The sequence below is a fragment of the Peptoniphilus indolicus genome (genome assembly GCF_900454665.1).
GTDB classification, from domain to species: domain Bacteria; phylum Bacillota; class Clostridia; order Tissierellales; family Peptoniphilaceae; genus Peptoniphilus; species Peptoniphilus indolicus.
Genome location: NZ_UGTH01000001.1, coordinates 99,676 through 122,385 on the forward strand (window position 1 = coordinate 99,676; position 22,710 = coordinate 122,385).

At 31.8% G+C, this 22,710-nt stretch carries 35 protein-coding genes; all 35 read right to left on the bottom strand.

Going from position 1 to position 22,710, the window contains the following annotated elements; translation table 11 throughout:
* Positions 1 to 8: 8 nt before the first annotated feature.
* On the bottom strand, positions 9 to 440 hold the full coding sequence (locus tag DYE58_RS00540; protein WP_040552887.1) for a DUF2634 domain-containing protein: 432 nt from the start codon (positions 438 to 440) through the stop codon (positions 9 to 11).
* A complete protein-coding gene (locus tag DYE58_RS00545; protein WP_040552889.1) occupies positions 437 to 892 on the bottom strand; it encodes a hypothetical protein in 456 nt (151 codons plus the stop codon). Before DYE58_RS00545 ends, DYE58_RS00540 begins: the two co-directional genes overlap by 4 nt.
* A gap of 1 nt (position 893) precedes the next feature.
* The gene (locus tag DYE58_RS00550; RefSeq protein ID WP_004822475.1) at positions 894 to 2,312 is read right to left on the bottom strand and encodes a C40 family peptidase; all 1,419 of its coding nucleotides are present in this window, start codon (positions 2,310 to 2,312) and stop codon (positions 894 to 896) included.
* Positions 2,309 to 2,896 (bottom strand): hypothetical protein, encoded by a 588-nt coding sequence (locus DYE58_RS00555; RefSeq protein ID WP_115311912.1) that lies wholly within the window; start codon positions 2,894 to 2,896, stop codon positions 2,309 to 2,311. Before DYE58_RS00555 ends, DYE58_RS00550 begins: the two co-directional genes overlap by 4 nt.
* A complete protein-coding gene (locus tag DYE58_RS00560; RefSeq protein WP_040552891.1) occupies positions 2,889 to 4,967 on the bottom strand; it encodes a tape measure protein in 2,079 nt (692 codons plus the stop codon). Before DYE58_RS00560 ends, DYE58_RS00555 begins: the two co-directional genes overlap by 8 nt.
* Before the next feature lie 160 nt (positions 4,968 to 5,127).
* On the bottom strand, positions 5,128 to 5,535 hold the full coding sequence (locus DYE58_RS00565) for a phage tail assembly chaperone (RefSeq protein ID WP_004822484.1): 408 nt from the start codon (positions 5,533 to 5,535) through the stop codon (positions 5,128 to 5,130).
* Between the two features lies 1 nt (position 5,536).
* On the bottom strand, positions 5,537 to 6,019 hold the full coding sequence (locus DYE58_RS00570; RefSeq protein ID WP_004822486.1) for a phage tail tube protein: 483 nt from the start codon (positions 6,017 to 6,019) through the stop codon (positions 5,537 to 5,539).
* A gap of 13 nt (positions 6,020 to 6,032) precedes the next feature.
* Complete coding sequence (locus tag DYE58_RS00575) at positions 6,033 to 7,373, bottom strand: phage tail sheath subtilisin-like domain-containing protein (RefSeq protein WP_004822488.1); 1,341 nt, start codon at positions 7,371 to 7,373, stop codon at positions 6,033 to 6,035.
* Positions 7,373 to 7,564: a hypothetical protein gene (locus DYE58_RS00580; protein WP_004822489.1), complete on the bottom strand. Its 192-nt coding sequence runs from the start codon at positions 7,562 to 7,564 to the stop codon at positions 7,373 to 7,375. Before DYE58_RS00580 ends, DYE58_RS00575 begins: the two co-directional genes overlap by 1 nt.
* Positions 7,551 to 8,135: a phage tail terminator family protein gene (locus DYE58_RS00585; protein WP_004822491.1), complete on the bottom strand. Its 585-nt coding sequence runs from the start codon at positions 8,133 to 8,135 to the stop codon at positions 7,551 to 7,553. Before DYE58_RS00585 ends, DYE58_RS00580 begins: the two co-directional genes overlap by 14 nt.
* Entirely contained in the window at positions 8,132 to 8,605 is a 474-nt protein-coding gene (locus DYE58_RS00590) for an HK97 gp10 family phage protein (protein ID WP_004822492.1), read from the bottom strand. The genes DYE58_RS00585 and DYE58_RS00590 overlap by 4 nt, the downstream gene beginning before the upstream one ends.
* A gap of 1 nt (position 8,606) precedes the next feature.
* A complete protein-coding gene (locus tag DYE58_RS00595; protein WP_004822495.1) occupies positions 8,607 to 8,978 on the bottom strand; it encodes a hypothetical protein in 372 nt (123 codons plus the stop codon).
* The gene (locus DYE58_RS00600; RefSeq protein ID WP_004822497.1) at positions 8,957 to 9,391 is read right to left on the bottom strand and encodes a hypothetical protein; all 435 of its coding nucleotides are present in this window, start codon (positions 9,389 to 9,391) and stop codon (positions 8,957 to 8,959) included. Before DYE58_RS00600 ends, DYE58_RS00595 begins: the two co-directional genes overlap by 22 nt.
* Positions 9,392 to 9,643, bottom strand: coding sequence for a hypothetical protein (locus DYE58_RS00605; RefSeq protein ID WP_040552892.1), 252 nt, complete (start codon positions 9,641 to 9,643; stop codon positions 9,392 to 9,394).
* A 14-nt stretch (positions 9,644 to 9,657) separates the two neighbouring features.
* Positions 9,658 to 10,575, bottom strand: a complete 918-nt coding sequence (locus tag DYE58_RS00610) for a hypothetical protein (protein WP_004822499.1) — start codon at positions 10,573 to 10,575, stop codon at positions 9,658 to 9,660.
* 16 nt (positions 10,576 to 10,591) lie between these two features.
* Positions 10,592 to 11,134, bottom strand: a complete 543-nt coding sequence (locus tag DYE58_RS00615; RefSeq protein WP_004822501.1) for a phage scaffolding protein — start codon at positions 11,132 to 11,134, stop codon at positions 10,592 to 10,594.
* Positions 11,135 to 11,287: 153 nt separating this feature from the next.
* Entirely contained in the window at positions 11,288 to 11,638 is a 351-nt protein-coding gene (locus tag DYE58_RS00620) for a type II toxin-antitoxin system PemK/MazF family toxin (protein ID WP_115311914.1), read from the bottom strand.
* Positions 11,639 to 11,825: 187 nt separating this feature from the next.
* Positions 11,826 to 12,266, bottom strand: a complete 441-nt coding sequence (locus DYE58_RS00625; RefSeq protein WP_115311915.1) for a hypothetical protein — start codon at positions 12,264 to 12,266, stop codon at positions 11,826 to 11,828.
* Entirely contained in the window at positions 12,259 to 13,899 is a 1,641-nt protein-coding gene (locus DYE58_RS00630) for a minor capsid protein (protein ID WP_004822503.1), read from the bottom strand. The genes DYE58_RS00625 and DYE58_RS00630 overlap by 8 nt, the downstream gene beginning before the upstream one ends.
* Positions 13,868 to 15,271, bottom strand: a complete 1,404-nt coding sequence (locus DYE58_RS00635) for a phage portal protein (protein ID WP_004822505.1) — start codon at positions 15,269 to 15,271, stop codon at positions 13,868 to 13,870. Before DYE58_RS00635 ends, DYE58_RS00630 begins: the two co-directional genes overlap by 32 nt.
* Before the next feature lie 11 nt (positions 15,272 to 15,282).
* Positions 15,283 to 16,536 carry a PBSX family phage terminase large subunit gene (locus DYE58_RS00640; protein ID WP_004822506.1) on the bottom strand — a complete coding sequence of 418 codons (1,254 nt, stop codon included), beginning with the start codon at positions 16,534 to 16,536 and terminating at the stop codon, positions 15,283 to 15,285.
* Positions 16,520 to 16,987 (bottom strand): terminase small subunit, encoded by a 468-nt coding sequence (locus DYE58_RS00645; protein ID WP_004822509.1) that lies wholly within the window; start codon positions 16,985 to 16,987, stop codon positions 16,520 to 16,522. Before DYE58_RS00645 ends, DYE58_RS00640 begins: the two co-directional genes overlap by 17 nt.
* A gap of 19 nt (positions 16,988 to 17,006) precedes the next feature.
* Positions 17,007 to 17,192 carry a hypothetical protein gene (locus DYE58_RS00650; RefSeq protein WP_040552894.1) on the bottom strand — a complete coding sequence of 62 codons (186 nt, stop codon included), beginning with the start codon at positions 17,190 to 17,192 and terminating at the stop codon, positions 17,007 to 17,009.
* A 170-nt stretch (positions 17,193 to 17,362) separates the two neighbouring features.
* The gene (locus DYE58_RS00655; RefSeq protein ID WP_115311916.1) at positions 17,363 to 17,851 is read right to left on the bottom strand and encodes a DUF4411 family protein; all 489 of its coding nucleotides are present in this window, start codon (positions 17,849 to 17,851) and stop codon (positions 17,363 to 17,365) included.
* Positions 17,841 to 18,989, bottom strand: coding sequence for an ImmA/IrrE family metallo-endopeptidase (locus DYE58_RS00660; protein WP_115311917.1), 1,149 nt, complete (start codon positions 18,987 to 18,989; stop codon positions 17,841 to 17,843). The genes DYE58_RS00655 and DYE58_RS00660 overlap by 11 nt, the downstream gene beginning before the upstream one ends.
* A gap of 109 nt (positions 18,990 to 19,098) precedes the next feature.
* A complete protein-coding gene (locus DYE58_RS00665; protein WP_004822514.1) occupies positions 19,099 to 19,503 on the bottom strand; it encodes a hypothetical protein in 405 nt (134 codons plus the stop codon).
* Between the two features lie 61 nt (positions 19,504 to 19,564).
* Positions 19,565 to 19,714, bottom strand: coding sequence for a hypothetical protein (locus tag DYE58_RS10990; RefSeq protein WP_004822516.1), 150 nt, complete (start codon positions 19,712 to 19,714; stop codon positions 19,565 to 19,567).
* 182 nt (positions 19,715 to 19,896) lie between these two features.
* On the bottom strand, positions 19,897 to 20,031 hold the full coding sequence (locus DYE58_RS11485) for a hypothetical protein (RefSeq protein ID WP_257009239.1): 135 nt from the start codon (positions 20,029 to 20,031) through the stop codon (positions 19,897 to 19,899).
* 2 nt (positions 20,032 to 20,033) lie between these two features.
* Positions 20,034 to 20,225, bottom strand: coding sequence for a hypothetical protein (locus DYE58_RS00670; RefSeq protein WP_004822520.1), 192 nt, complete (start codon positions 20,223 to 20,225; stop codon positions 20,034 to 20,036).
* Entirely contained in the window at positions 20,225 to 20,458 is a 234-nt protein-coding gene (locus tag DYE58_RS00675; RefSeq protein WP_004822521.1) for a hypothetical protein, read from the bottom strand. The genes DYE58_RS00670 and DYE58_RS00675 overlap by 1 nt, the downstream gene beginning before the upstream one ends.
* Entirely contained in the window at positions 20,452 to 20,634 is a 183-nt protein-coding gene (locus tag DYE58_RS00680) for a hypothetical protein (RefSeq protein ID WP_040552896.1), read from the bottom strand. The genes DYE58_RS00675 and DYE58_RS00680 overlap by 7 nt, the downstream gene beginning before the upstream one ends.
* Before the next feature lie 2 nt (positions 20,635 to 20,636).
* On the bottom strand, positions 20,637 to 20,999 hold the full coding sequence (locus tag DYE58_RS00685) for a RusA family crossover junction endodeoxyribonuclease (protein ID WP_004822523.1): 363 nt from the start codon (positions 20,997 to 20,999) through the stop codon (positions 20,637 to 20,639).
* On the bottom strand, positions 20,996 to 21,217 hold the full coding sequence (locus DYE58_RS00690; RefSeq protein ID WP_004822524.1) for a hypothetical protein: 222 nt from the start codon (positions 21,215 to 21,217) through the stop codon (positions 20,996 to 20,998). The genes DYE58_RS00685 and DYE58_RS00690 overlap by 4 nt, the downstream gene beginning before the upstream one ends.
* Positions 21,214 to 22,074 carry a Lin1244/Lin1753 domain-containing protein gene (locus DYE58_RS00695; RefSeq protein WP_004822526.1) on the bottom strand — a complete coding sequence of 287 codons (861 nt, stop codon included), beginning with the start codon at positions 22,072 to 22,074 and terminating at the stop codon, positions 21,214 to 21,216. Before DYE58_RS00695 ends, DYE58_RS00690 begins: the two co-directional genes overlap by 4 nt.
* Positions 22,075 to 22,119: 45 nt before the next feature.
* On the bottom strand, positions 22,120 to 22,710 hold the full coding sequence (locus DYE58_RS00700; RefSeq protein ID WP_004822527.1) for a hypothetical protein: 591 nt from the start codon (positions 22,708 to 22,710) through the stop codon (positions 22,120 to 22,122).

The window sequence follows — 22,710 nt, forward strand, 5'->3', positions numbered from 1 at the left end:
CCCCTCACTTAAATATTGTCATAATCAAACTTCCACGTATTTTCAATTTCAATTTCTCCATAGACAGAATTAACAGTAAAAGAAATACTTAATTCATCTCTTAAAGATTTATCTTTTAAATACTTAAAATTAATAACAGAATTTACCCTGTCATCTTTTATTAAGCACTCCTCAATCCTTCTTATAAGCTCTACATAGACAAAGTTTTTCGGCTTTCCAAATAAATCTTGTAAAGGCATCCCAAAAGTAGGATAAATTAAGTGCACCCCATACTCAGTATTTAAATTTTTATAAATCATCTGTTTTAGAGCCTCTTTACCATCTATGTTGCCATATATTCTTTCTGAATTAATATGCATTCTATAAGTCTTAGCAGGAGAAACTTTTTCTTCCAAACCCAATTGCATAGCTAAATTAATATCATTTTGTTCAGGTATCATTTTTTAATCCCCTTATCATGCTTAATTTCAATAATCTCTCCCTCAAAAAGTTCAATTGTTCCCTCAGTAACTAAAGTAGTAGAACCATCAGAACAATTGCCCTTTAAATTACACTTAACCCTACCTTTTAACTTATGTGTCCCATCAAAATAATAATCCACTCCATTTGAGCCTTGAGGGCTTGAAGCCTCATAAAGATAGTACCAAACTTGCCCCTCCTGATTAGACTGAAACACAAAAGAATGGCCAATCTCTTCCTCAGTAAACTTCCTATACTTTGGAACAACCAACCACTCTTCCTTCAATTCAACATCATCATCCCTTTTAAAAGTCAGAGGAACTAATTTTTCAAGCTTAGCATGAACTATACTTGAAAATGTAAGAGATGATACATAATCGGCAGCTATATTAGAAATAACGTCCTTTAATTTATTCGCATCAAATTCGCTCATATTATCCTCCAACATACCTAAAAGCACGAGTAAAGTTTTTATTTCTATTCCAAGCTGTTTGAATTACAGTCTTACCCTTAGTTTGTGAAGCTTCAATTACATTCTTACCATCATACATAATAGCAACATGTCCCTTGTTCCACATCACATCCCCAGGGCTTGCCTGTTTTAAAGGTATTTCAACAAATCCATATCTCTTAGGATTACAACTCAAACTACGTGAAGTCATTCTATCAGGAAACTTAACTCCATTAGCCTTATAAGCTTGCATTACAAGACCACTACAATCAACAGCACTAGAACTTGCTGCACCCCAAACATAAGGCTTACCCAAATAAGAATTTGCAGCTTTAACTACTCCATTAGAGCCATCATAATTCCCGAGTACTTTTGTACTTCCATCAAATGAACTTTTTTGTTTTTGTTCAAGCTTTTGAGGTGCAATCTCCGGACTAATATCCTTATTAAACACTTCAATATCCATAAAATGATGTTCCTCAGAAAACTTGTGAGTAACATAATCAACCATCATCAAAGAATTAATATCAATATCTCCAATCCCCAACATTTGAACAGGCACTAAAGAGCCTCCCCTTACATCAGGCCTACCAACTATATTTTTAAGCCTTAATCTTCTATGTTTTCTATTGAAAATTTTCAATAATTCTTTTGCTTTAGCCTCAATATCAACTTCCTCATTATTAGTCATATCAGAATAAGAAAGTAAACCCCACTTAGCTATAGATTCTTTATCCTCAGCAGTTGCAGACTTTATTTCCTTTTTATTGTCATCTAAAAGCTTTAAGTGGACTCTATTGTAACTGTTAGAATTAATAGAAGTATCATAAATAAAATCCTCAGTACAATCATAATCAATGACATCTTTAATCTTCATGTTTTCAATGTTTTTAAGATAAATCTTTCCACCCTTATCAAACAAAACATAGATTTTACCGGTACTTGCAGTAGTCATATCACTTGCAAACTTTAAAATCTCCCAAAACTCTTTATCCACTTCAATTCTTCCTGGAATCTTAAATTTTGTGTCATCAATTTCCCCCACTTGAAGATTTCTATCAGCACAAATATTTTTAAGTAACTCCCCATAAGTCCAATCCTTATACTGATAAGTTGATTTATTCTTTAAATACCTAAGTTGATCATAACAAGTAGTACTTATTACCTGCTCACCTGCTCTCGACTTAGAAAAAACATAACCATAAAAGAAAACCTCTCCATCCACATAAAAAGCTATAGGATTACCCTCTTGATAATCCAAATTTTCATCCTTAACAATATTACAAGTCATCTTACCGGGAGCACCATTTCTTGACCAAGTAACTTGGATTATGCCCTCTATTAATACCTCTTGAACCTTTCCTTGATTGTCAACAATCACTTTAAATCTATCTTTTTTCATTTCTTTACGCCCATAACAGTATCTAAAAATTTAGACACATTCTCTTTAATCCCATGAATAACATTAGATGCCAAACTATTATCAAGCCTTCTGGCTTTCATCGGAACATTTCCTTCTCCCGCTTCCAACTTTGAATTATTATCAGCATTTACATTTATTATCTTTGTTTTTAATGGAATATACTGCTTTAAAAAAATAGAAATAATTAAATCCATGCCATTTTCAGCATCTTCTAAAATTTCATAATCTTCCAACGTTACAGATTTATTAATAGAATCATTGAGATTATTTTGATACTTACTCCTCAAAATCTTAAATTGAAAAGTTTTTTTATTAACCTTTAAATCCTGTAGTTTATTAAGTACACTTTGAGGACTTACAAAAGCTTTAACACTCGGAAACTCATCAGAAGGAACTCTAAATTCAAAATTAAACTCTGTTAATCCCGGCTTTTTTAAAAGATTTAATTCTTCGCCGTTTAACAGAGTTACAACTTTATTTTTATTCTTTATCTTCGTATTAATCTTTGCAGGTGTTATAGGAAGTAGTAAGTCATCAATATAAAAATCATATCCTTTATTCATAAGCCGCAATACCTCCCATAGTTGTAGAAACTGCTTCTCCTAATTTATCAGTTAAATCAGAAACCCAACCATCTAAATCCACAGTCTCGTGAACATCACCAAAAGTATTGTTCGCAATAACTTCAATCTTATCAAAAGAAAAGTTTTGTATGGTCCTTCTCTCTGCTAAATCTCTTAAATATTTTATATCCTCATTCTTAACTTCAATACCATCTTTTAGAGCCTTAGTGTTTTTCTCAGTACCCTTAGCTGCATTTTTAATTTCTAAAAGCTCAGAAGCACTTGGTATATTAGAAAGAAAATCAGGCTTAGAACTGGCCATATTTGAACCATCAGAAGCTTTTTCCCTTTCATTTGATTTTTTCTCCTTTAAATCCAAAATATCTTTATTTCTCTGAGCTTGATTAGCTTTGTTCTTAGCTTCCAAAGCTTGAATTTCAGCTTGATTTTTAATCTTTATATTTTCGTACTGTTTATTTAACTCTTCTAACTTACTATCTCTTTCAGCTTTTTTTGCTGCCTCTTGAGTAGCCGCATCGGCTTGAAAACTTACATGCTCAACAGTTTCAATAGCTATCCCCGGAATATTATTGGCAAAATTTATTAAACGGTTCACTCCGTCTATAGCTCCATTTAAAAATGAATCTATAATTCCTAAACCTTGAACCTTTAAATATCCCAAGCCATTTAAAATACTATTAACAAGTCGAGTTGTTGTTACAGAAATATATATTCTAGACTCTTCAAAGTGATTTTGAACCATCAACAAACCTATTTGAATAGCCTCATAAGTAGAAAGTAACTTATCCTTTAATATCAAGTGTGCAACTTGAACACCGCCAACAGACCTAACCCAACGAGCTAAAAACATAATAATAATTCCAATCCCGGCAGCAAACCAAAAAATTGGATTAGCTAAAATTGCCATATTTAATCCATTTTGAGCAACAGTTTGAATCGTTGTAGCGACAGTCCAAGCACCATAAGCGACCGCAATCCCATATAAAATAGATTCAATAAAACCCCAATTGTCAGATATAGTATTAGCAAGTAGAATAGATTTCTCTATAATCCATCCCAATCCATTTAAAACAATCCCTAAATTTTCCATTGCATTTTGTCTAAATATCATAAAATCTTCACTATTGGCAAACTCATTTAAACGAACAAGCACCGGCTCAAGCTTTGATACAGCCTCGTTTTTCATCTCGGTAAAAATTCTTCCCCAGGTCTTTGGAGTATTTTCAAAAGCTGAGTTGATTTCATCATAATTTGCAAAAATTGCATTCTTAACAACATCTGCAGAGAGTTTACCCTCACTTGCAAGCTCTCTAATCTTCCCGATAGGAACTCCTAAATACTCAGCAATGTATCTTATCAATTGAGGAGATTGTTCAAAAATGGAGTTGAGTTCATCACCACGAAGAACCCCTGAAGAGAGAGCTTGAGTCAATTGTATAGAAGCATTTTTAGCCTCGTTCACACCGGTTCCGGCAGTTGCAAAAATCATATTAATAGACTCTTGAAATTTAATTACTTCCTCTAAACTACCAAAAGCCTCCTTAGCTTGCCCACCTAGCTTAGCCACTGTATTTAGTTGGTCAATATATATAGACCCCGTCTTTTGAGCCGACTCATAAATCAATTTTTGAGCTTTTATAAATTCTTCTTCAGACTCAACCAAAGCACTAAGCCTTCCCTTAGCAGAAACTAACTCATCAGACAATCCACCTAATAACTTCATTCCTGCCATAGATACATAAGTCGCAACAACTGTCTTAATAGCCCCCGATAATTTATTAGCTCCCTTTACACCGACATTAATTGATTTATTATACTCATCCTGTGCATTCTTTGCTCTATTAGTATTATTTTCAATATCTCTTAATTGAAATTCTGCATCATCAAGAGCTTTTTTTGCAGATCTTAAATCCTCAACATTGAACATATTGTCCGTTGCATTTTCAATTTTATTTGCACTTGCAATAACAATATTCATTGAATTAATAACATTGTTTAAAACAGGAGTCATTCTGTTTTGTAAAGCAATTGTAGACTCAATTAAACCCATTAACTCTCACCTCTTTTCGTATCTTCAGCATACTTCTCAAGCATAGCAACATACATGGCCTGCTCCGCCTTACTCATTTTTATAAATTCAGTTGGTCTTATTTTATATTCTGTAGCCACAAAAACATAATAAGAAAGGGAGGTTTCCAAATCCTCCCTAATTAGTTTTTTACCTCATCCTTTAAATCTTCAAAAGTTTTATCTAAGCCATTTATCTTGTTACATTCAGTTTGAAGTCTTTGAAACTCCTCAGCATTTAACATAGCATTTAAAAGAGAGTACGAATCCATTACTCCATAAGAATCTTGTAACTCAGCATTATTTAAATCAGGATAAACAACACTGTTTATAACTATCCCTAAAAAATATTGAGAAGATTTAAACTCTGCAGTTCTTCCCCTAGTTACAACAGCATTATCAGAAGCCTCTAAAATCTGACTTGCTTTCATTGGTTTAATAGTCCACTTTAGAACCTCTCCATTTTCATCTTTAAACCTATCACTGACAACAATTTGTTTTTCATTAAATGCAGAAACAACATTTTCTTTAAAAAAACCGGTTAAACTCATCTTATATCATCCCTTCTAAAACATTAAACTCTTCAGGCATATCACAATCTTCAAACGTTCCTGAAATCTTTTCCTCTAAAGTATCAGCAGTTATATCAAGTTTGGCCATAACTGCTCCGTCAATATTACAATCCCTAAAAATAGCAGTATGTCTGCCCGCGTTAGAATTAGGGTCGTCATTCGTGATTTGAATATCAAAATAAATATCCCTTCCGGTTTTAGCATACACCATTATAAGTTTTCTAAAAACATCAGTATTGTAATATAAATCAGCAGACCATTTACCCGATAAAGTATTTGACCTGTTACCCTTCTTTCTGGTACCAAGCCTTGGTATTTCACTCTTGCCTTTTTCCCAATTGCCCTCAAAATTCTTAAGCTGGAAAAGTAAATATCTGCTACCTTCTATAGTTGCATAAGCAGCACCTTCAGCCCCGTGAAGCGGCTCTCTTGCGTGCATAATTGGTTGATTAATATTTGACATCTATATCTCCTTTCTATCTCACGTGAATTGTTTGATAAAGTTTTTGCATAGCCATTACAGGAAGTAAATAATCATGTACAACAACAGCATCCTTTTCATGACCTTTCTCAACAGTTGTATCAGAAGACTCATAATTTTCGATAGCACCTAATTCAGTTAAAGTCTCTGCGTGCTTAACAAGTTCATTCCAATAACCAATTCTGCCGTCTTCATTGTTCTGAACCTTACCCAAGAATTGCTTGTTAAAAATCTTAGCACCATCTATAGCCCTTTGATCTAACACCCTAATAACTTGATTCTTAGAAAAATCAACATTTTGTGCCAAAGTAAACTCAGTAAACGAATTGACATCCTCAAGAACTCTAACTTCTTTATTTCTTTCATAAAATACAAAATAGCCGTCCTTTACAGCCTGTTCAAGTTCGCGCTTTTTAAGCTTAGTATCAATTTTATATTCTCCTGAATATAATTTATTAGTAATTGAAGCATTCACATTACATCCCGATTCATTGCCGACAACCCAATAAACTGCTGCAGCCTCATTATCCTCATCTAAAACCCTATTAAACACATTTATAAGCCCTTTATAATTAGATTTAGTTTTATTGTTTTTATAAACAACACACTGGAATTTTATCCCTTCATCCTCTCTCATTCTTCTTGTAAATTCTTTATATAGAAGCTTTACATCATCATCAGTCCCGGCATAACCAATTACATTAAAATCATACTTTTCTATCTCTTCTAAATACCTGGAATGAGACTTGCCAACAACCTTGCCATTTTCACCGCCGGTCAATTTAGTCCCTGAAGTAATTTCCAAAGATTCTCCATCAAAACTAAAATCAACTACAGAATTTCCTTCTATATTTTTTAAGTCCTTAACAAGTTGTTCAGCAACAGTTGCATCGCCCATCTTAGTAGTAATTACAAAAGCATTCTTTGTATCAACATCCTTTTCAATGATTATCATGATGTCATTACCTCGAATTCCATTGTGCTTAGCAGTAACCTTTAATTGTCCAATAGTTGCAGTTGCTTTTGCTCCCCCCTCATCATTTAGTCTATAAAGATATAAAGTTTTAGCCCCACTCATTAAGTCTCTTAAAGGTTTCATCTTCTCATGCACATAAGAATATCCCAAAATCTCAAGAGAATCATTTTGTAAATCTTGAGGCTCAATAGTGATAATTTCCCCGGTCTTTCCCCAATCAAGTTCCAGACCAATAGTTGCATACCCTCTGTCTGAAAAAGTGTTAGAAGCTCTTGCAACCGAAACATAATTTATATATGCTCCTGGTAATATCTTGTTTTGTACTAAAAAAGTACCTCCCCCTAATGCTCCATAAGCCATTATTCTACCTCCCTACTATTAAACTCTTTGACTAATGTTTCAACTTCATCAAGAGTATATTCTTTATCGTCATCTAAAATGACTTTTAATAAATCTTTGTTCCAATCTAACCTTTCCGCCCTTAAAATTGAATCTTTAGAATACTTGGCATCTTCCAATTCTAATTTAGGAACATTTTTAGTCCTTGACATATAAATTAATCTCCTTCTTAAACATCAAATCTTCTTCATCTAATTTGCCATTATTCCTTATATTTTTCTCCGGAATAACTCCTCTACTCTCTTTAGGTAAATCACTTTCCCACATGCCGGGGTTATCTTTTTGAGTAGCCTCTTTATATGGCTTTTCATCTGCATAATGAATAATATTTTCTATCCTCATCATATACGGGTCTTTTTCAACAAATTCCTTAGTGTTGTACCTATAATTGATTGTAAAATTCACCTCAAAATCAGTATTTTTAACAGAAGCATCAAATCCATAAACACCACCAGTTTCAAGTCTAATATTCCTCATTCCATAAATAAGCCTCTGCCCAACTTCCTCTTTGATATAAGCAGTAGCATTTTGATTTAAATAAACAATATTTATAAGACTATCCACCCTATACCTTCTTTGAAACTCCAAACTAATATCCGTATTTACAATCTGCACAAAAAAGCAAGGCTCAATCAAACCTTGCTCTGTGTCCTTAATATATATATTTGTTTCAGGAAATAGCTCATCTAGTCTATTCACAACCGCTTGTAATAACTTAATCATCCAAGCACCTTCCTTAATTCATTCTCAACAAACTTATCAATTTGCTTTTCAATCTTCTGTTCAGAAATCTTTAGCATAAAAACACCGGGAACCCAACCTACGGTTTTCCCATCTCTCTTTATCCTATGTCCATTTTCAACATACGGAGCATACTCAACATTATTAACAACCTTTATAGTGTAATAACCTCCGGAATTAGTATAGCCATCAATAAACCACCCACGTCTTAAAGTTCCGCCAAGCTTACCTGTATGAGGAGTAAAACTAACCAAAGTTTCCTTGTCCGTTCCTTTATATGCAATAAAAGATACCGGTTTATCACACTGTCCAACAGGAGTATTTAACTTAACAGTTCTTAAAAGTCTTGCAGCAATACCCTTAATAACCCTCTCAAGTATCACATCTTGATTATCCCTTATAGAAACTAACTTGTCCCTATAAGCCACTAATTCCTTAATATCAAAACTCATTCTATGCCCACCTCACAAACTCTACACAAGAATACTCATTGTGCGTAGAATAAGACTTCAATCTTGCATTCATAAGACTATAAGTATATCCGTTTTGAATAACAGTTATCTTAGAATTTATTGGAATATCTATTTCCGGAGCTATAAAAAGAGTAAAGCCGCTTTCACTCTCAGTGACAAACTCTCCTTTATTATTCTTAGCAGAAGAAAAAGACAATCTACAAGCAATATTCTCATAAACTGTCTTCTCTTTAAACTCAGTAACCTTAGTTGTAGGATTCTTAACAGATTCTCTCACAACAACACTTGCCACTCCAGTGTATAAGTTTTCTATAGCTTTTCTATACCTTTTTACCAACTTATCTTTCTGCATATTATCGCCTCTTTCTTCCATCTACCCCTTAAAAGTCCAATCCAGTACATAAGTTTTTGCTCACTCATATCATTAATATTTGTTGACCCCTTAAGCTCAACAGAAGTATCTCCAAGTTGCACCCTTCCAACTAAACTATCAATATCAAACTCATCAGGAAGTTTCCCCAAAACATACATATTTTCTAAAAAACTCCCTAAAATCATTTCATACAACAGATAATATAACCTTTCAGGCACATACTCAGTATTACAGAAATTCTTAAGTCTCATAACTTCATTAGAAGCAATAATATTTATACCAGAGTCAATACTTTCAAATCCAGTTTTCTTTAAAGTATCAAGGATTTGACTTGCATATATACTCTCAAAAAAAGGATCCATAGGTTTTAGAGTTTCAAACAACCCAATCACCTACCCTAAAAGAGCTATTAAATCAGCCTTTTTGGTAACACCACTTCTATCAATGCCCTTTTCATCAATAAGAGCCTCTAACTCAGAAACAGTTAAATTTTTCAAATTAGAATTCTCTTCTATAACAGTTCCATTAACAACCTTAGCCGCCTTTGAATCATCTTCAATAACTACAGCCCCTAAACTTTCAAGCTGTTCTATTTTCCCTACATCTGTAGTTGTATAAATTAAATTATCTAATCTAAGTTTCATCATCTTCCCCCTTATTATTCAGCGGTACAAACAAAAATTTGGTTTTCTTTATGTTTCTTAATCCATAAATCATGATACTTTCTAAAATCAATCTTCCATGCATCCGCCTTTTGGTTCACATCAGGAGTAAACACTCTTAGCTTATCAGTCTTATTTATTGCAATAGGAACATTTTGAGGAGTTATAATCCAGTTTATATCTTTAGCTTCACTATTAGGCTTTAATCCACCTGCCTCTTGTCCTCCTGTTTTACCGTCATTAACATCATATAATGTTTTTAATCTTGCCGATGGTACAACCCTTATAACATGCTCATCAATAGTCTTTACCTTAAAATTCAACCCACCTTGCTTAAAATCAGCAACATTAATAGACTTACTCACTTTAGGAGAATCCTCAATAAGAGCAAGAATTGAAGATGGCATTGTCAAAATAAGTTTACTATCAATCCCTATAACATCTTGAATTGCTCTTATATGCTCTCTAATCTTTGAAATTGCGTTATCAGCTGTTATAGTTATTTCCTCCGTTTTACTAGCTTTTTTAGCAATAGTTGCAATTTTAGAATATCTATAAGCATCAATTTCCGGAATTACATGCTCAGCTTGAAATATTTTAATTAAATTAGCACTTGTCGCAACAAATCCTGATTCATCTACATCCATAGCATCAAGTTGGAATGTTCTCCCTCTATCTTGAGTCATTTTATAAGTATCCCACTTAAGAGTTACTCCACCTTGAACAAATCCATTGTCCCTATCATAATTTCCAAGACCAACAGTAGACATATTTGGAATCTTAACTTCATCCCCACCATTATAAATAACTTGGCCCGCATTAGCTTCCATCCATCCACTTGTAAGCCCCTGTACCACTTGTTGATCTAATTGTTTCATCATCAATTTTGAATACTCAATTGTGTTAATTGCCATAATTTACTCTCCTTTTTTAATTACTAAATATACTTGCTATCGTAGATTCCATAGCACTAGCTCCGCCACCCTCAGGAGTTGGAGGCTCATGTGCATTAAATCTATTATCACTACCATTATTACTATCGTCTTTGAAAAGATAAGGCTTAGATTCTTTTAAAGCTTCAACCTGCTCCTTAAGTCCACTTATACCATCATCATTGAACTTTATATTTTCTTTGTTGATTAACTTCATCAACACATCATCATCCAAAGACCCATAAGTTCTTATAGCCTCTTTTAAAGCAGTATCATTCTTTAAATTAGTAAGTGCCTTTTCATGCTCCTTAGCAGTAGCCTTCCAAGTTTCAACAGACTTTTGTATATCCTCTATATTCATATCTTTATAAGATTTAATCTCTTTATTTGCAACACTAATCTGTTCTTGAAGAGTTTTAATCTCTTCATCCTTGGCTATAGCTTTTGCCTTTTCAGCGTTAATGTCATTACCATTTTCTGCCATAATCTTATCAATTGCATCTTTATCTAAACCTAATCCCTCTAAAAACTCTCTCTTCATTAACTTCCTCCTTACGTTTTTTTACGAGTGTTACAGTCTCACAGGTTGGCTAAGTTTTACGTCATTCCAAGACAATATAAAAGTGGTCACAAACTATTAATTTACAACCACTAAAAAAGAGAGGTTTCCCTCTCTTAAAAAACTTATTAAATTTTAATCTATATAAAATATATTTTTAATTGACTCTTTCAATTTATATATATCTTCTTGCGATAAAGAATATATTTTCTTTCCATATATCCTATTTACAGACACTTCCCTTAACTTATTAACCCTTACAAATGCTTTTTCATAACTAGGATTTGACTGATAATCTTTACAATTTATAGTAAATCCCTTTCTATATTTTTTGCCACTCTTTTTACTTGTCATAGGTGCTACTAAAATAGTATTATCGGGTTTGGTTAAATCTCCTACAATTACGGCATAGTGTTTACCTGATAATTCTCCACCTAAATTCTGTTTAAAATCAATTAAATATACACCATATATTTCATACTTCATAATTTTCTCCATAAAATTAGGCACACTTTTCGGTGTGCCTGCAACATCCTTAACTAATAAGGCTTTTTCCTCTTAAGAGTTCCTTATCCTTAACTAATAAGGCTTTCGGTACTTACATTATACCATTTTCATTTTTTATTGCAATACCGTTAGCCTCTTAACTATCTATTAATATCTACACATCAAACTATTTATTATAAAACTCCTCTTTAGTAGATTTTTCTTGCATTCTATGCAATTCTGCATGTTCATCCATAGAGTCCGCTGGTGTCCCCTCTATAAATCTTTGATATTTCTCAAAACATTCTTTAGCCGATCTAACAGAAAAATCTCTCATCTTTGTTTTTTTATTATAATGGAATCTTCTTTCAACATATTCACAATATTCATTAAAACTATATTCTCTTGGTGTATAATATTTAAGAGGCTCAAATCTTTCTATCTTAACCTCTATTCCTTTTAATAAATCTCTAAAGTCTCCTATAGGGGCATAGTATCCATAATCTTCATAAAATATTTTATTTAATTCTATATCATGAGCATTTAACAATTTATTTGGACTATATTTTTTAAAAAAATTACTTGCCTCTAAATACTTTTTAAAGTCTTTTTCATCAAACTTAAACATTTTTAACCTCCATAATAAGCAATGGCATAGTTCTATTATTCACTATAAGCCCCGTTTCTTTTACATCAAGTATTTTAAATTCTAAATCTCTTTTTAATAAGAATTCATATTCATCAAAATGATTACTAAAACTACTAATCATAGCTCCAATACCTTTTCCTTTTGGAATATATATCTCAAACATAGCTTCTTTTTTATAGAAAGCTTTTTCTAAAAGTAACGAAGTGCTTACATATCCTTTGTCTATATAACTTTTACCTACAAAATCTTGTATATTGTTAGTATCAAACTTTTTATATAAGAAATCTAAGTCGCTTCCTCTATACACTGATATTTTATCCGGTAAATCAAAGTTGGATATTACATTATCTATATTTTTTATGTGTCTTTCAATTTCACCTTTTATCTTTGCACTTCTCAAAATGGAATTTATTGTTTTGTCCCCTCTATGCGAGTAATAAGCAATACTTTCAGCTTCTTCAGCATTAACTGACCATTCAAATTCATCAAGTTTATCTTGACCATAAAATTCTACAAACTCTGAATATTTTTTAAATATAGTTGTTTTAAAATCATTGTCGAACGTTTGTTTGTTATTAGTATACTCTTTTTCACTGCTTACATCAACATATTTTTCATACCATTCGCCATAGCTAAGCTTTTCTATTCTTTCAGATTTTCCAGTTTCAGGATTTCTAATCATCCTAGTTTCATCATCTATATCATCAAAATAAGGAACAGTAGTTGTTCTGCAATTAGGGTGAAAAGGTGGAGCAGTTATGCCTATTTTATAATCTTTATACTCAAATACTCTGCCATCCATATCTCTACAAATTTGACTTGTTTTTAAATCTAAAGTTGCTATTATTTCATATTTTTCAACACCTAACTTTTTATATGAATCTTGAACAGCTTTTGAATTAATGGCAGCAGTTTCAGTCATCACAAGCCTAGCGGCACTATATTTAGAAGTTTCAAACTCTTTGGCAATATTTTTTATTGATTCATCCGGAGATGTTCCTCTTATGATATCTCTTGTTAAATTATCTTTTAAAGAATTAACAAGCTTATTGCCCCTTTCCCAAATTCTATTTGAAAATTCATTCCCATCACTTGTCCATGGTGTTTTTAGTATAGTTTTTAGAGTACCTTTATCAATACTTTGAAAATTTGAATAACCAACTATCCTATGAAGCTCATACAATTCATTATAATATCTCTTCTCGTAAGTCTTTCCTAAATGATTAAATAATCCTTTATCTTCCTTGGACATTAGATTTGCAACAGTCTTCTTAAGCTCTAACTCCATAGCTTGAAGCCTTGATATCCTCACTCTGTGAGAAATGATATCTAGCTCTCTTTCTATTTCAGGAGTTATACTTCCCTTAGACTTTTTCATAAACTCATCCATGTCCATTTTAAATAAACTCAACTCTTTGTCATTTAGCATTTTTTTAGCTTCGAATAAAGAAATACCACCTGCTTCAGCTTGTAGCTTAGTCAAGTGGTTATAAATTTTATCCTGTATTTTATTTACTTCAAAATCATAAATCTTTCGTATTCCTTTAACATATTCTTCAGACTCTCTAAACACATTCTCGTTAAGCTTTTCTATTCTTTTCTCCCAATCCATTCGCACGTGCTTCACCACCTAAGTCAGGATAATCATCATAAAGTTTAATTTTCTCATCTCTTTCTTTTTTTATTCGTTCCAACTCTTCATCCTTATCAGTTACAAAAGGATGATTAGAAACTAAAGTTTCATTTGATATAATTCCAATACTATTTTTAATCATCTCAACAGTAGACTCATCATTTACCATTATGTTTCGCTTGAATTTAATGTCTACTCCTTTAAAATTAACATTCTTAACTATACCTATAAATTCAAACATATAATCAAAACTTGCTGTAAACTCTAACTCTAGTTTGTTAGCATCCAGCTCCATATCAGAATACATAGCCTTAATATTTAAAGTATTTGGGGCATTATACGACCTTTCATTGTCTAGATATAGACTTCTGGCATTATGTGCAATAGCTTTCTTTATAAGCTCAATGATAACTTTATAATTCTCTGAATTAACCGTAACTTCAAGAGTATCTACTCCGCCTTGACTTCCATCTGCCGTTCTAACTTTAACAGCTCTATACTGTGCTAAATTCTCTCTAAATTCCCCTAAATCTTCACCCTCATAATTTTTAAGAATTAAGATAGTATTCATAGGATTTTCAAACATATTATCAGCATAGTTGCTAAGCAGTAAATTCAATGCATCCTGTAAACACTTAACTTTTTTAATTAAAGCTAACTCATTAGGCTGCTTAAAATACACAAAAGGTAGTTTCTTGTAACTATAACTTAATCCGTTCTTTTCCAAATACGGCTCATCCGTTAAATACTCTAAATGTCCATTTTCAAAAGAATATACTCTTATCTTATCTTGAGTGTAGAAATAAACATACTCTTTCTTCTTTATTGTATTACCGTTAAATTCCTCTTTTGATACAAACAAAATGACAGCCTCTAAGCTGTCATGATTATCATCTTTCCACACAGGAATTACACTCAATGGATCTAATCTTTTAAATTTAACATCTTGTCCATCAGTAAATAAATATAGCCAACCTATTCCTGTATTAAATGAATCAGCTGCTAAATTATTCATAGTTCTCATAAACCTATTATCAATAAACTCATTTATAAAATTTACCACTGTCTCATCATCTGAATCAATGTTTGGCTTGTCTGATAATAGATAATTGATTTTTTGGTCTACCGCACGTGCATACTGATTATCTTTTATAATAGTATTTGGTAGAGCTTTAATTCTTACTAACCTTCCGTCTTTACCTATTGTAGCCCTTATCTTTTCATCAATAGCTTGGCCATAATTGTAATAATCTATCCCTATTTGCATTTCTTGTTTTATAATATCATGAGCTAATATATTAATCTCTACAAACTTTTTAATCTGTTCCTCTGTTAATTTACTTAAATCCAAATTCTCACCACCTAAAATCCTACTAAGTTGCCCCTCATATCTTCTGTAAGTGCATATCTGCAACTGTCAATTGAATGGTTATCTTTATCTTCCAGTTTATTTTTTGTGTTACCATCTTTATCTACTTGGTAATCTATATTTTCAAATTCTCTTGCAGTATTAGGACATCTTACAGGATCTATTATTATCTCCTCTAAATCATCAAGCCACTTTTCACCAAATTCAACTGAACCCGGCCCCTTAGAAGCTCCGTACACTTTTAACCCATATTCCCACATCTCATCTATTGACTTTGGCTCAACACTATCAGCAAATATTTTTGTATCATTCCAACCATTTTCTTTTATCTTAATAGCTGCATTTCTATTAGAGAGTTTAACCTCGTGTATCTCCCCAAATATATAAATTTTTCTTCTCATCTTGTCATAATGAAGTCTCATAAAATGCAAAGGGTCATTAGCATATCCCCAGTCAATACCTTGTCTTATATTGTCAAATGAAAGTAACTCTTTAGTGCTAATCTCTCTAAAAATTAAATTATCAAATGGCACAACACCACTCCCTATTGGCTTGCCTAAATATTCCCATTCATATTTATTTGGTTTAGTTTTTTTGATATGCTCTGCCTCATCAATAAAATCTTTTGAAATAAAAGTATTATCCAAATATGTTGAACGATGTACTATAGTATTCTTTAGTATAAATTGAGTCTCGTACCTCTTATTAACCCAAGACTGTTTTCTTTTAGGCGGATTATAAGAATAAAAAAACTTATATTTTAACCCATCCGCAAGTTCAGCTCTTAAAACAGAATTTTCAATCATAGATACTTCATCTTCTGTTTTAAATTCAGCAAGTTCTTCTATCCATAACCTTGCTATAGGAAACTTTGCCACCTTAATAGATTTTATCTTTGCAGGATCATCAGCGCCCCTAAAAATTATTGAATTACCACGCGGTGTATATGTTATCTTTAAAGGGCTTAAATTAAATTTAAAATAAGGTTCAAGATTTAATATACTTATTGCCTCTTTTAACTGTTCATAGCAAGATTCTTGAAGAGTGTTTCCAACTTTTCTTACGCAAAGAATAGTTATTGGATTTGCTACTATATCTAAAATGAGTTCTATGCCTATATTAGAAGATTTCCCCGAACCTCTGCCGCCTTTGAATACATATTTTAAATAGTTATTAGCTTTTATCTCTTTGTGGATACTTCTAAAATTAGGCAGTATTATTTCAGATAGTTTAATCTTCGATGTCATCTACAATCACAACACTTTCCGCTTTGATTTCCAATTTATCAGTCCACATACCAAACCTTTTACCTAAAAGTTCTTGAGCCTTAATACTATCCTTATTTTGAGTTGGTAGCTCGACAACCTCCGGCTTTTCTTCAATACCTAAAAAATTCCCATTCTCATCAAAACTAGGCTTTTTAGTCATGACCACTTGATAATCAATCTCCTGCCTTCTTGCCGCCCTTGTAAGCATTCTAAGAATTTCACGCTGATCAGCAATAAGTTCTTCATCAAGCTCCTTCATTCTATCTTCAACATATTCTTTAACTTCTTGAGTGTTAAAAAGACGGCTTGCATTAGCACGAGCCGTCTCTCTGTTCTTTACGTTCTTATAGTATTTTAAATAACTTTCAGTCCTATTAAGAGTTTTAATATACTCATCAGCCACAAGCTTTTGTTTATCCGTTAATGCCATGCTTCACCGTCCTTTCTAATTAGTATCTCCAACCTTTGTATTTATGGAGATAGTACATAGTTGCATGTAAGTTGTTTTCAGTCTTAAATATTAATTTTTGTAAATCAGACTTACTTAAACCACGAAACTTTTCTTCAAGAATCTTCTCAATCTCAAAATTGGACTCTTTATCGTCTCTTATAAGAAGTTCATCTATTCTATCCACTTTAATTACCTCCTTTATATACATACTATAACATTTGAACAAAAAAAGAACCCTATTAATTTAAGGTTCTCTTTACTAACTATCTAAGAGGTTAAAAGTTGAATACACTTTTCTACTCTATTAATATAACACGCACATTTCGCACAAAACGCACAAAATCCAGAGTAAAATTAAAGCTTCATTCCTATTCTTCTTATAAAGTCAATAGGAGTGATATATTCAATTCCAAAAGCTTCACAAACATCAGGAATTTTAATTCTTTTCTTAGTGTTTGAACCGATTTCATTAGTAACAATAATATATTTTTTTGCTAGTGCTGCTGCACAAATCCATGAATCAGCTACATTATAATACTCATATTTAGCCGTATCTTCATATTTGCTTTCATTCTCAATTTTATCTGCAATTTGAGTATAATTGCTGATAATATCAGCATCTGAACTAGTAATATTTGTGAAATTATTTTTATTCTCTTTAATCCAATCTATTAATCCATCATCTCCAACTAGTAATTCATCATAAATTTTGTCTAAGAGTATAATTTTATTTCCACCGTTTGTTATGAGTTTATCCCAAAATGAAGGGAATACATCCATTGGATATGTATGCTTATATGCTGTTATGAAAATGTTTGTATCCAATAAAAATTTAAATTCCATATGTTATCTCCTTAAGATTTCCATATGCTTTTGCTTTTATATTTCCTAAAAGTCTAAATCCTTCAGTATAACTTATATTATTAGATTCAATATTGTATATAACATCTCTTTTAAAATTCTCACTTAATTTTGAATTTAGATTATTATAGTAATTCCCGCCTGAATTATTTTTTTTGCCTACGTTAAGCGTAGTTATACTTTTAATATGTTCATATTTATTCTGATTTATTAAACTCATATTTAATAATTTTAAAGCTATTGCTTCTTGGCTTATTTTCAGTTTTTTACTTAATATTGATATTTGATTAATATAATCTATTTCTTTATTCCAAAAACTTAGTAAATAACATTTCGGAGCCAAAATTTCCGCTGTAATGTTATTTATATATCTTTCATTTTTGGTTATATTATCTTCTTCTGTAATTATATCATCTTCTCCGAGCAGTATATGCACAAACTCATGAACAATAGAAAAAACCTTACCGGATTGACTATCACAACTATTTATAAAAATAATAGGTGCTATTTTATCAATTAGGACAAAAGCTCTAAATTCTTCTAAGTCTAATTTTCTATGAGTATTATTACCAACTACTCCATTTTGGAAAACACTGATTCCTAATTGTTCCAGCATATTCCTAAAATAATTATAGTACTCATTAATAGTCTTAAAGCTTTCTACTTTAGCGTAATCTAAGTCAATTAAATCTACAATTATTTTTGCTACTTCCATATAATTCATATGTTGTTGATATAGCTCATTAAACTTCCTATTTATTTCTAAATCCTCATAACCTAATTTTTCTCTATATTCAATTAACCAATTTTGTCTTTGAGACATATCTATAATTGTTTCTTTTAGATTTTTGGAAGCTTTAGGAAAAACATTATTTATTGATCTGAAATCAGCTTTAAATTTAAAACTTTTTGGAGGTTCACTCAAAAAAAAGTAACCTAACGGAATTTTAAAAAAGTTAGAGAGGTCTTCAATTTTTTTAAATGTTGGTAAATCTTCTTCTATAATCCAATTGTCAATTTTTGGGAATTTATTTATTATTTCAAACTCTGATTTTCCACTTTCCTTTATTGCCCATTTTAAAACATCAGGATTTATTTTGACTCCTTTTTCTTGTGTCATCGATTTACCTCCTTCTCTAATTTAAATAATAAACTAAATAATCTACTTAAAATTCAGTTTATTTTTTCTAAATTATACCATATTTTTCCCAACAATTCCTTTTGTTTTATTATTTGTTTAAATATCTATCATGAACCATTCTAGAGTAGCTCTCAGATGTACTACCTAAATAGCTGCTTATCCTTAACCAACTCCAACCCTCAATATATCTTAACCTAAACACCACTCTTATTCTACTATCCTCAATACTATTTATAAAATCCTCTATCTCAAGCCTTAAATCAAAAGCTCTCTGCCACTGTGCATTTAAACACTCTCTAATTAACTTTTCTCTTTCAGTAAGCTCTCTCATGCCAACTATAGGTAAGCTAATTTCTTGATAAGGGAATTCTGTGTTAGATGCTTTAACCTTGTCTACTACAATCTCTGTCTTATTTAGCTTTTTATTTTCTAACTCTAAAATTCTAAGTTCTCTTTTCAAATCTCTATAACGTGAAAGCATATCCTTATCCATCAATTCCCTCCCAATATGTATTTGCAGCTTGAAACCCCTTTGATATACAAAGAGGCAAATTTTAATATTCTATTGTTAAAAACTTGTAATGTTTTTCTGCATAAATAAAATTCTCATCATATTCAACCTTGAACCCTGCTTTCTCAAGTTGTCTTATCAATCTTACTCGTTCTTTAAAATCTTTATATGGTAGTGCTAACACTTTAATCATTTTCCCATTCTTCTATCTCCATTCCATTTATCTCTCACTTTTTCAAATATAAATCGATTTTTATACAATTATTCAATTTATATCGCCATTTCTTCTTACATAAATTCATTTTTGCCATTTATTTAATTTATATGCGTAAAATAGTTAGCATTAGTTAGCATTTTCTATTTTTGCTAAATATCTTATCTTATTTCTATCTCTTCTGAAATATTCTGTTCTAACCATTCATCTATTTTTGCTCGTATCTCACTTATTAAATATTCTTGTCTGTGATAAGCTGCGTCTTCTAACTCATCTAATAAATCTTGAATATCCATCATTAGTCCCCTTGGCCATCGACATCATAAAAATAACCGCTATCCAAACTCTCTATCCAACCCCATTTAAACAATTTATTTTTACTCCTCTGAATTGCAATTGCTCTTTCTGCTTCAAATTCAGAATTATAAATTCCAACAGAAACTTTACTTTCAATCCCTTCAAGCTTTACAAATGCTTCATACTCTCTCATTACTCGCTCCACATATTTAATATCGCCGCTTTTAACTTTGGACCAACACCTTTAGTCTTATTCAATACCTTCTCCAGCTTTTCCCTTGGGCTCTCTCCAATGTGTTCAACCTCTTTAAGTGCATTGTTCCAACCTTCCATGTACACTTTAGTTAAAAATTCGTCCATCTCTTTATGGTCAAACTTTTTAATTTTTTTATATAAATTCCTGTTGCATACGTATTCTTTTACCATTTTTTTGTCCTCTTAAAATCACTTATGCACTGTTTGTCTAGCATATAAGCAGCATCACTATATGCCCTCTTTCGTCTTTTAATTTCTTCGTTCTCTCTGTAAAAATCCTGATACTTACTGCAACCGCTATGGCAGTTAAGATGCCTTATCTTGCAGTCTAAACAACATTTATTCATGGCTATACCTCTTGCATGTATATCTCTACCATTTCCGTTCCACTCATTAAAAACTCATGAGATATATTTCTTACTTCATTCCACCCATCATTTTTTATAATTCCTGCCATCTGTAAACCGTCAAAAATGAATTTTTGTGCTGACATTATATTGTCTTTATCTCTTCTTTTGTCTTTACAATGCCATTTAAAAGTTATATCTATTTGGTTTTTAATTTTTCCATTCATCTGAGCTTTGATATTCCATGCTATCATCTCTGTTGTTTCTTTTTTTAGCCTTGCTCCAGCAAATTTATTCACTCTATTTTTGTTTATTACTTCATTCATTCCCGGCAGTCTATTCTTGATTACTATTTTGTGTATCATAAAAGCTCAACATCCTCCAACCCACAAGACAACACCGAATTAGCATTTAAATCCTTTAGCACTACAGACGGCACTATCTTGCCCTTTATATTTTTAAAAACAAGAGCCTCAATACACTCATACTCTGTGTTTTTAGCTTGTAAATTACTTAGAGTTCTGCCCTTAAAAATAACTCTGTCTTTGCTTATAAGTGCAGCCTTTGCCTGCTCCAAATTCATAGTCCCAACTCCTTTAAAGCCTGCTCCCTCTTACGCTTTGCAATATCTTCAAGATCCTGTTCACTCATAGAGTCAGCTGCTTGAGTGAAGTTGTGGAATTTAGTACGCTTAGCTTTTGCTTTTGGGCTGTCCTTTCCGTTACGTCTCCAATTCTCCAAAACGCTATTAACGTACTTCAAACTATGGGCATTATACTCAGCTGCAACCTTGAATGCATCACGAATCCAATTAATTTCAAAGTCCTCCAGCATAGCTATTATGCTATCTCTCACCGTGTTATTTATCGCACCAAAACCACTGTCCTGATATAACTTTATTATTTCAGACAGTTCAGGAGAGATATTATTATTTACTTTACTTTCCTTTACTTTACTTTGTGCATTAATGTCTACATTAACTCCCTCAGTTTGTGCATTAATGTCTACATTAACTCCCTCAGTTTGTGCATTAATGTCTACATTATGCTCACATTTATTACTTTCTATAATGTATAAAGTTGGTTTATTTGATTTTCTTCTTTTTGTAGCTTCAAGATAGTTTTGTTGAATTTTTTTGCTAGTTAGAACCTCAGCCGAATGAAACAGGGCTTTATCAAAAAACTCCCATAACACCAAGCGGTCTACAATTAGCTCCATTAATTCTTTACTTACTCCAGGTAGTCTTTTTAGGAGTTGGGCTTTCACAAGTTCATTCCATACAATGAAATATCCATTCTTGTATATCGCACATAACAGTTTTACTACTGTGATTTCACCCTTAATTCCAAACTCACCTGAAATAGCTTCTATCTTTTCATCTTCAAAAATATCTACATATAAAGGAAAATAATCCAAACCATCTTTAGGAGGTCTTGCCAAATTATCACATCCTTTATCTCTATTAGGGAGCCTAAGCCCCCTTAATTAAAATGGAATATCTGCGTTATTTATTTGATAAAATCCTTCTGCATCTTCTAATTTTTCACTTTTAGGTAGTTCAATTTCAACTACATTTTCATATCTCTGTACACAAGAGTTATAAATTTCTGCCGGTCTATTTTCTAGTTTTTCCTTAGATGTTTGTTTTGTTTGTGGGTCATAGAAACTTTTTAATATATAATCGTAAGCATATCTTCTCTCTTTAGTTCCGTTATTATCCACTTGGTAATCTCTAACATCAACTTCTATAACCACTCCTATTATTTTGCCTATAAGAGAAGCTATTTGTTTATCTTGTCCTGGTAGTAGTGCATTTTGATTTAGTAAATAGCATAAATGCGATAAATGCCTTTGGTTAAATTCAACCGGTAGTCCATCTCTATTTGTGTAGTACATTCTTAAATTTCCTCGTCTGCTTTCTGAGTCAGAAAAATTAAGAGCTATTCCTTCTGATTTTGAATTATATCCATTTAGTTGCTCAGCTTTTTCAATTACAACTTCATAACATCCACTCTTTTTTATATATTCGATACTTTCAACATCTTCGCGAATATAATCTTTATTCATTTGAAACAT

Excerpts from the sequence above, each read along its gene's own strand:
- DYE58_RS00580 (WP_004822489.1), bottom strand. The coding sequence starts at position 7,564 with ATGTCAAGGACTAAAAATGTTCCTAAATTAGAATTGGAAGATGCCAAG.
- DYE58_RS00645 (WP_004822509.1), bottom strand. The coding sequence starts at position 16,987 with ATGGCATTAACGGATAAACAAAAGCTTGTGGCTGATGAGTATATTAAA.
- DYE58_RS00540 (WP_040552887.1), bottom strand. The coding sequence starts at position 440 with ATGATACCTGAACAAAATGATATTAATTTAGCTATGCAATTGGGTTTG.
- DYE58_RS00595 (WP_004822495.1), bottom strand. The coding sequence starts at position 8,978 with ATGCAGAAAGATAAGTTGGTAAAAAGGTATAGAAAAGCTATAGAAAAC.
- DYE58_RS00605 (WP_040552892.1), bottom strand. The coding sequence starts at position 9,643 with ATGAAACTTAGATTAGATAATTTAATTTATACAACTACAGATGTAGGG.
- DYE58_RS00570 (WP_004822486.1), bottom strand. The coding sequence starts at position 6,019 with ATGTCAAATATTAATCAACCAATTATGCACGCAAGAGAGCCGCTTCAC.
- DYE58_RS00575 (WP_004822488.1), bottom strand. The coding sequence starts at position 7,373 with ATGGCTTATGGAGCATTAGGGGGAGGTACTTTTTTAGTACAAAACAAG.
- DYE58_RS00655 (WP_115311916.1), bottom strand. The coding sequence starts at position 17,851 with ATGGAATTTAAATTTTTATTGGATACAAACATTTTCATAACAGCATAT.
- DYE58_RS00630 (WP_004822503.1), bottom strand. The coding sequence starts at position 13,899 with ATGGATTGGGAGAAAAGAATAGAAAAGCTTAACGAGAATGTGTTTAGA.
- DYE58_RS00625 (WP_115311915.1), bottom strand. The coding sequence starts at position 12,266 with ATGTTTAAGTTTGATGAAAAAGACTTTAAAAAGTATTTAGAGGCAAGT.
- DYE58_RS00665 (WP_004822514.1), bottom strand. The coding sequence starts at position 19,503 with ATGGATAAGGATATGCTTTCACGTTATAGAGATTTGAAAAGAGAACTT.
- DYE58_RS00685 (WP_004822523.1), bottom strand. The coding sequence starts at position 20,999 with ATGATACACAAAATAGTAATCAAGAATAGACTGCCGGGAATGAATGAA.
- DYE58_RS00680 (WP_040552896.1), bottom strand. The coding sequence starts at position 20,634 with ATGAATAAATGTTGTTTAGACTGCAAGATAAGGCATCTTAACTGCCAT.
- DYE58_RS00545 (WP_040552889.1), bottom strand. The coding sequence starts at position 892 with ATGAGCGAATTTGATGCGAATAAATTAAAGGACGTTATTTCTAATATA.
- DYE58_RS00550 (WP_004822475.1), bottom strand. The coding sequence starts at position 2,312 with ATGAAAAAAGATAGATTTAAAGTGATTGTTGACAATCAAGGAAAGGTT.
- DYE58_RS00615 (WP_004822501.1), bottom strand. The coding sequence starts at position 11,134 with ATGAAGAGAGAGTTTTTAGAGGGATTAGGTTTAGATAAAGATGCAATT.
- DYE58_RS00560 (WP_040552891.1), bottom strand. The coding sequence starts at position 4,967 with ATGGGTTTAATTGAGTCTACAATTGCTTTACAAAACAGAATGACTCCT.
- DYE58_RS00620 (WP_115311914.1), bottom strand. The coding sequence starts at position 11,638 with ATGAAGTATGAAATATATGGTGTATATTTAATTGATTTTAAACAGAAT.
- DYE58_RS00670 (WP_004822520.1), bottom strand. The coding sequence starts at position 20,225 with ATGAGAGAGTATGAAGCATTTGTAAAGCTTGAAGGGATTGAAAGTAAA.
- DYE58_RS00590 (WP_004822492.1), bottom strand. The coding sequence starts at position 8,605 with ATGAGTTTTGATATTAAGGAATTAGTGGCTTATAGGGACAAGTTAGTT.
- DYE58_RS00640 (WP_004822506.1), bottom strand. The coding sequence starts at position 16,536 with ATGACATCGAAGATTAAACTATCTGAAATAATACTGCCTAATTTTAGA.
- DYE58_RS11485 (WP_257009239.1), bottom strand. The coding sequence starts at position 20,031 with ATGGATATTCAAGATTTATTAGATGAGTTAGAAGACGCAGCTTATCAC.
- DYE58_RS00675 (WP_004822521.1), bottom strand. The coding sequence starts at position 20,458 with ATGGTAAAAGAATACGTATGCAACAGGAATTTATATAAAAAAATTAAA.
- DYE58_RS00585 (WP_004822491.1), bottom strand. The coding sequence starts at position 8,135 with ATGATTAAGTTATTACAAGCGGTTGTGAATAGACTAGATGAGCTATTT.
- DYE58_RS10990 (WP_004822516.1), bottom strand. The coding sequence starts at position 19,714 with ATGATTAAAGTGTTAGCACTACCATATAAAGATTTTAAAGAACGAGTA.
- DYE58_RS00700 (WP_004822527.1), bottom strand. The coding sequence starts at position 22,710 with ATGTTTCAAATGAATAAAGATTATATTCGCGAAGATGTTGAAAGTATC.
- DYE58_RS00690 (WP_004822524.1), bottom strand. The coding sequence starts at position 21,217 with ATGAATTTGGAGCAGGCAAAGGCTGCACTTATAAGCAAAGACAGAGTT.
- DYE58_RS00565 (WP_004822484.1), bottom strand. The coding sequence starts at position 5,535 with ATGAGTTTAACCGGTTTTTTTAAAGAAAATGTTGTTTCTGCATTTAAT.
- DYE58_RS00660 (WP_115311917.1), bottom strand. The coding sequence starts at position 18,989 with ATGACACAAGAAAAAGGAGTCAAAATAAATCCTGATGTTTTAAAATGG.
- DYE58_RS00555 (WP_115311912.1), bottom strand. The coding sequence starts at position 2,896 with ATGAATAAAGGATATGATTTTTATATTGATGACTTACTACTTCCTATA.
- DYE58_RS00610 (WP_004822499.1), bottom strand. The coding sequence starts at position 10,575 with ATGGCAATTAACACAATTGAGTATTCAAAATTGATGATGAAACAATTA.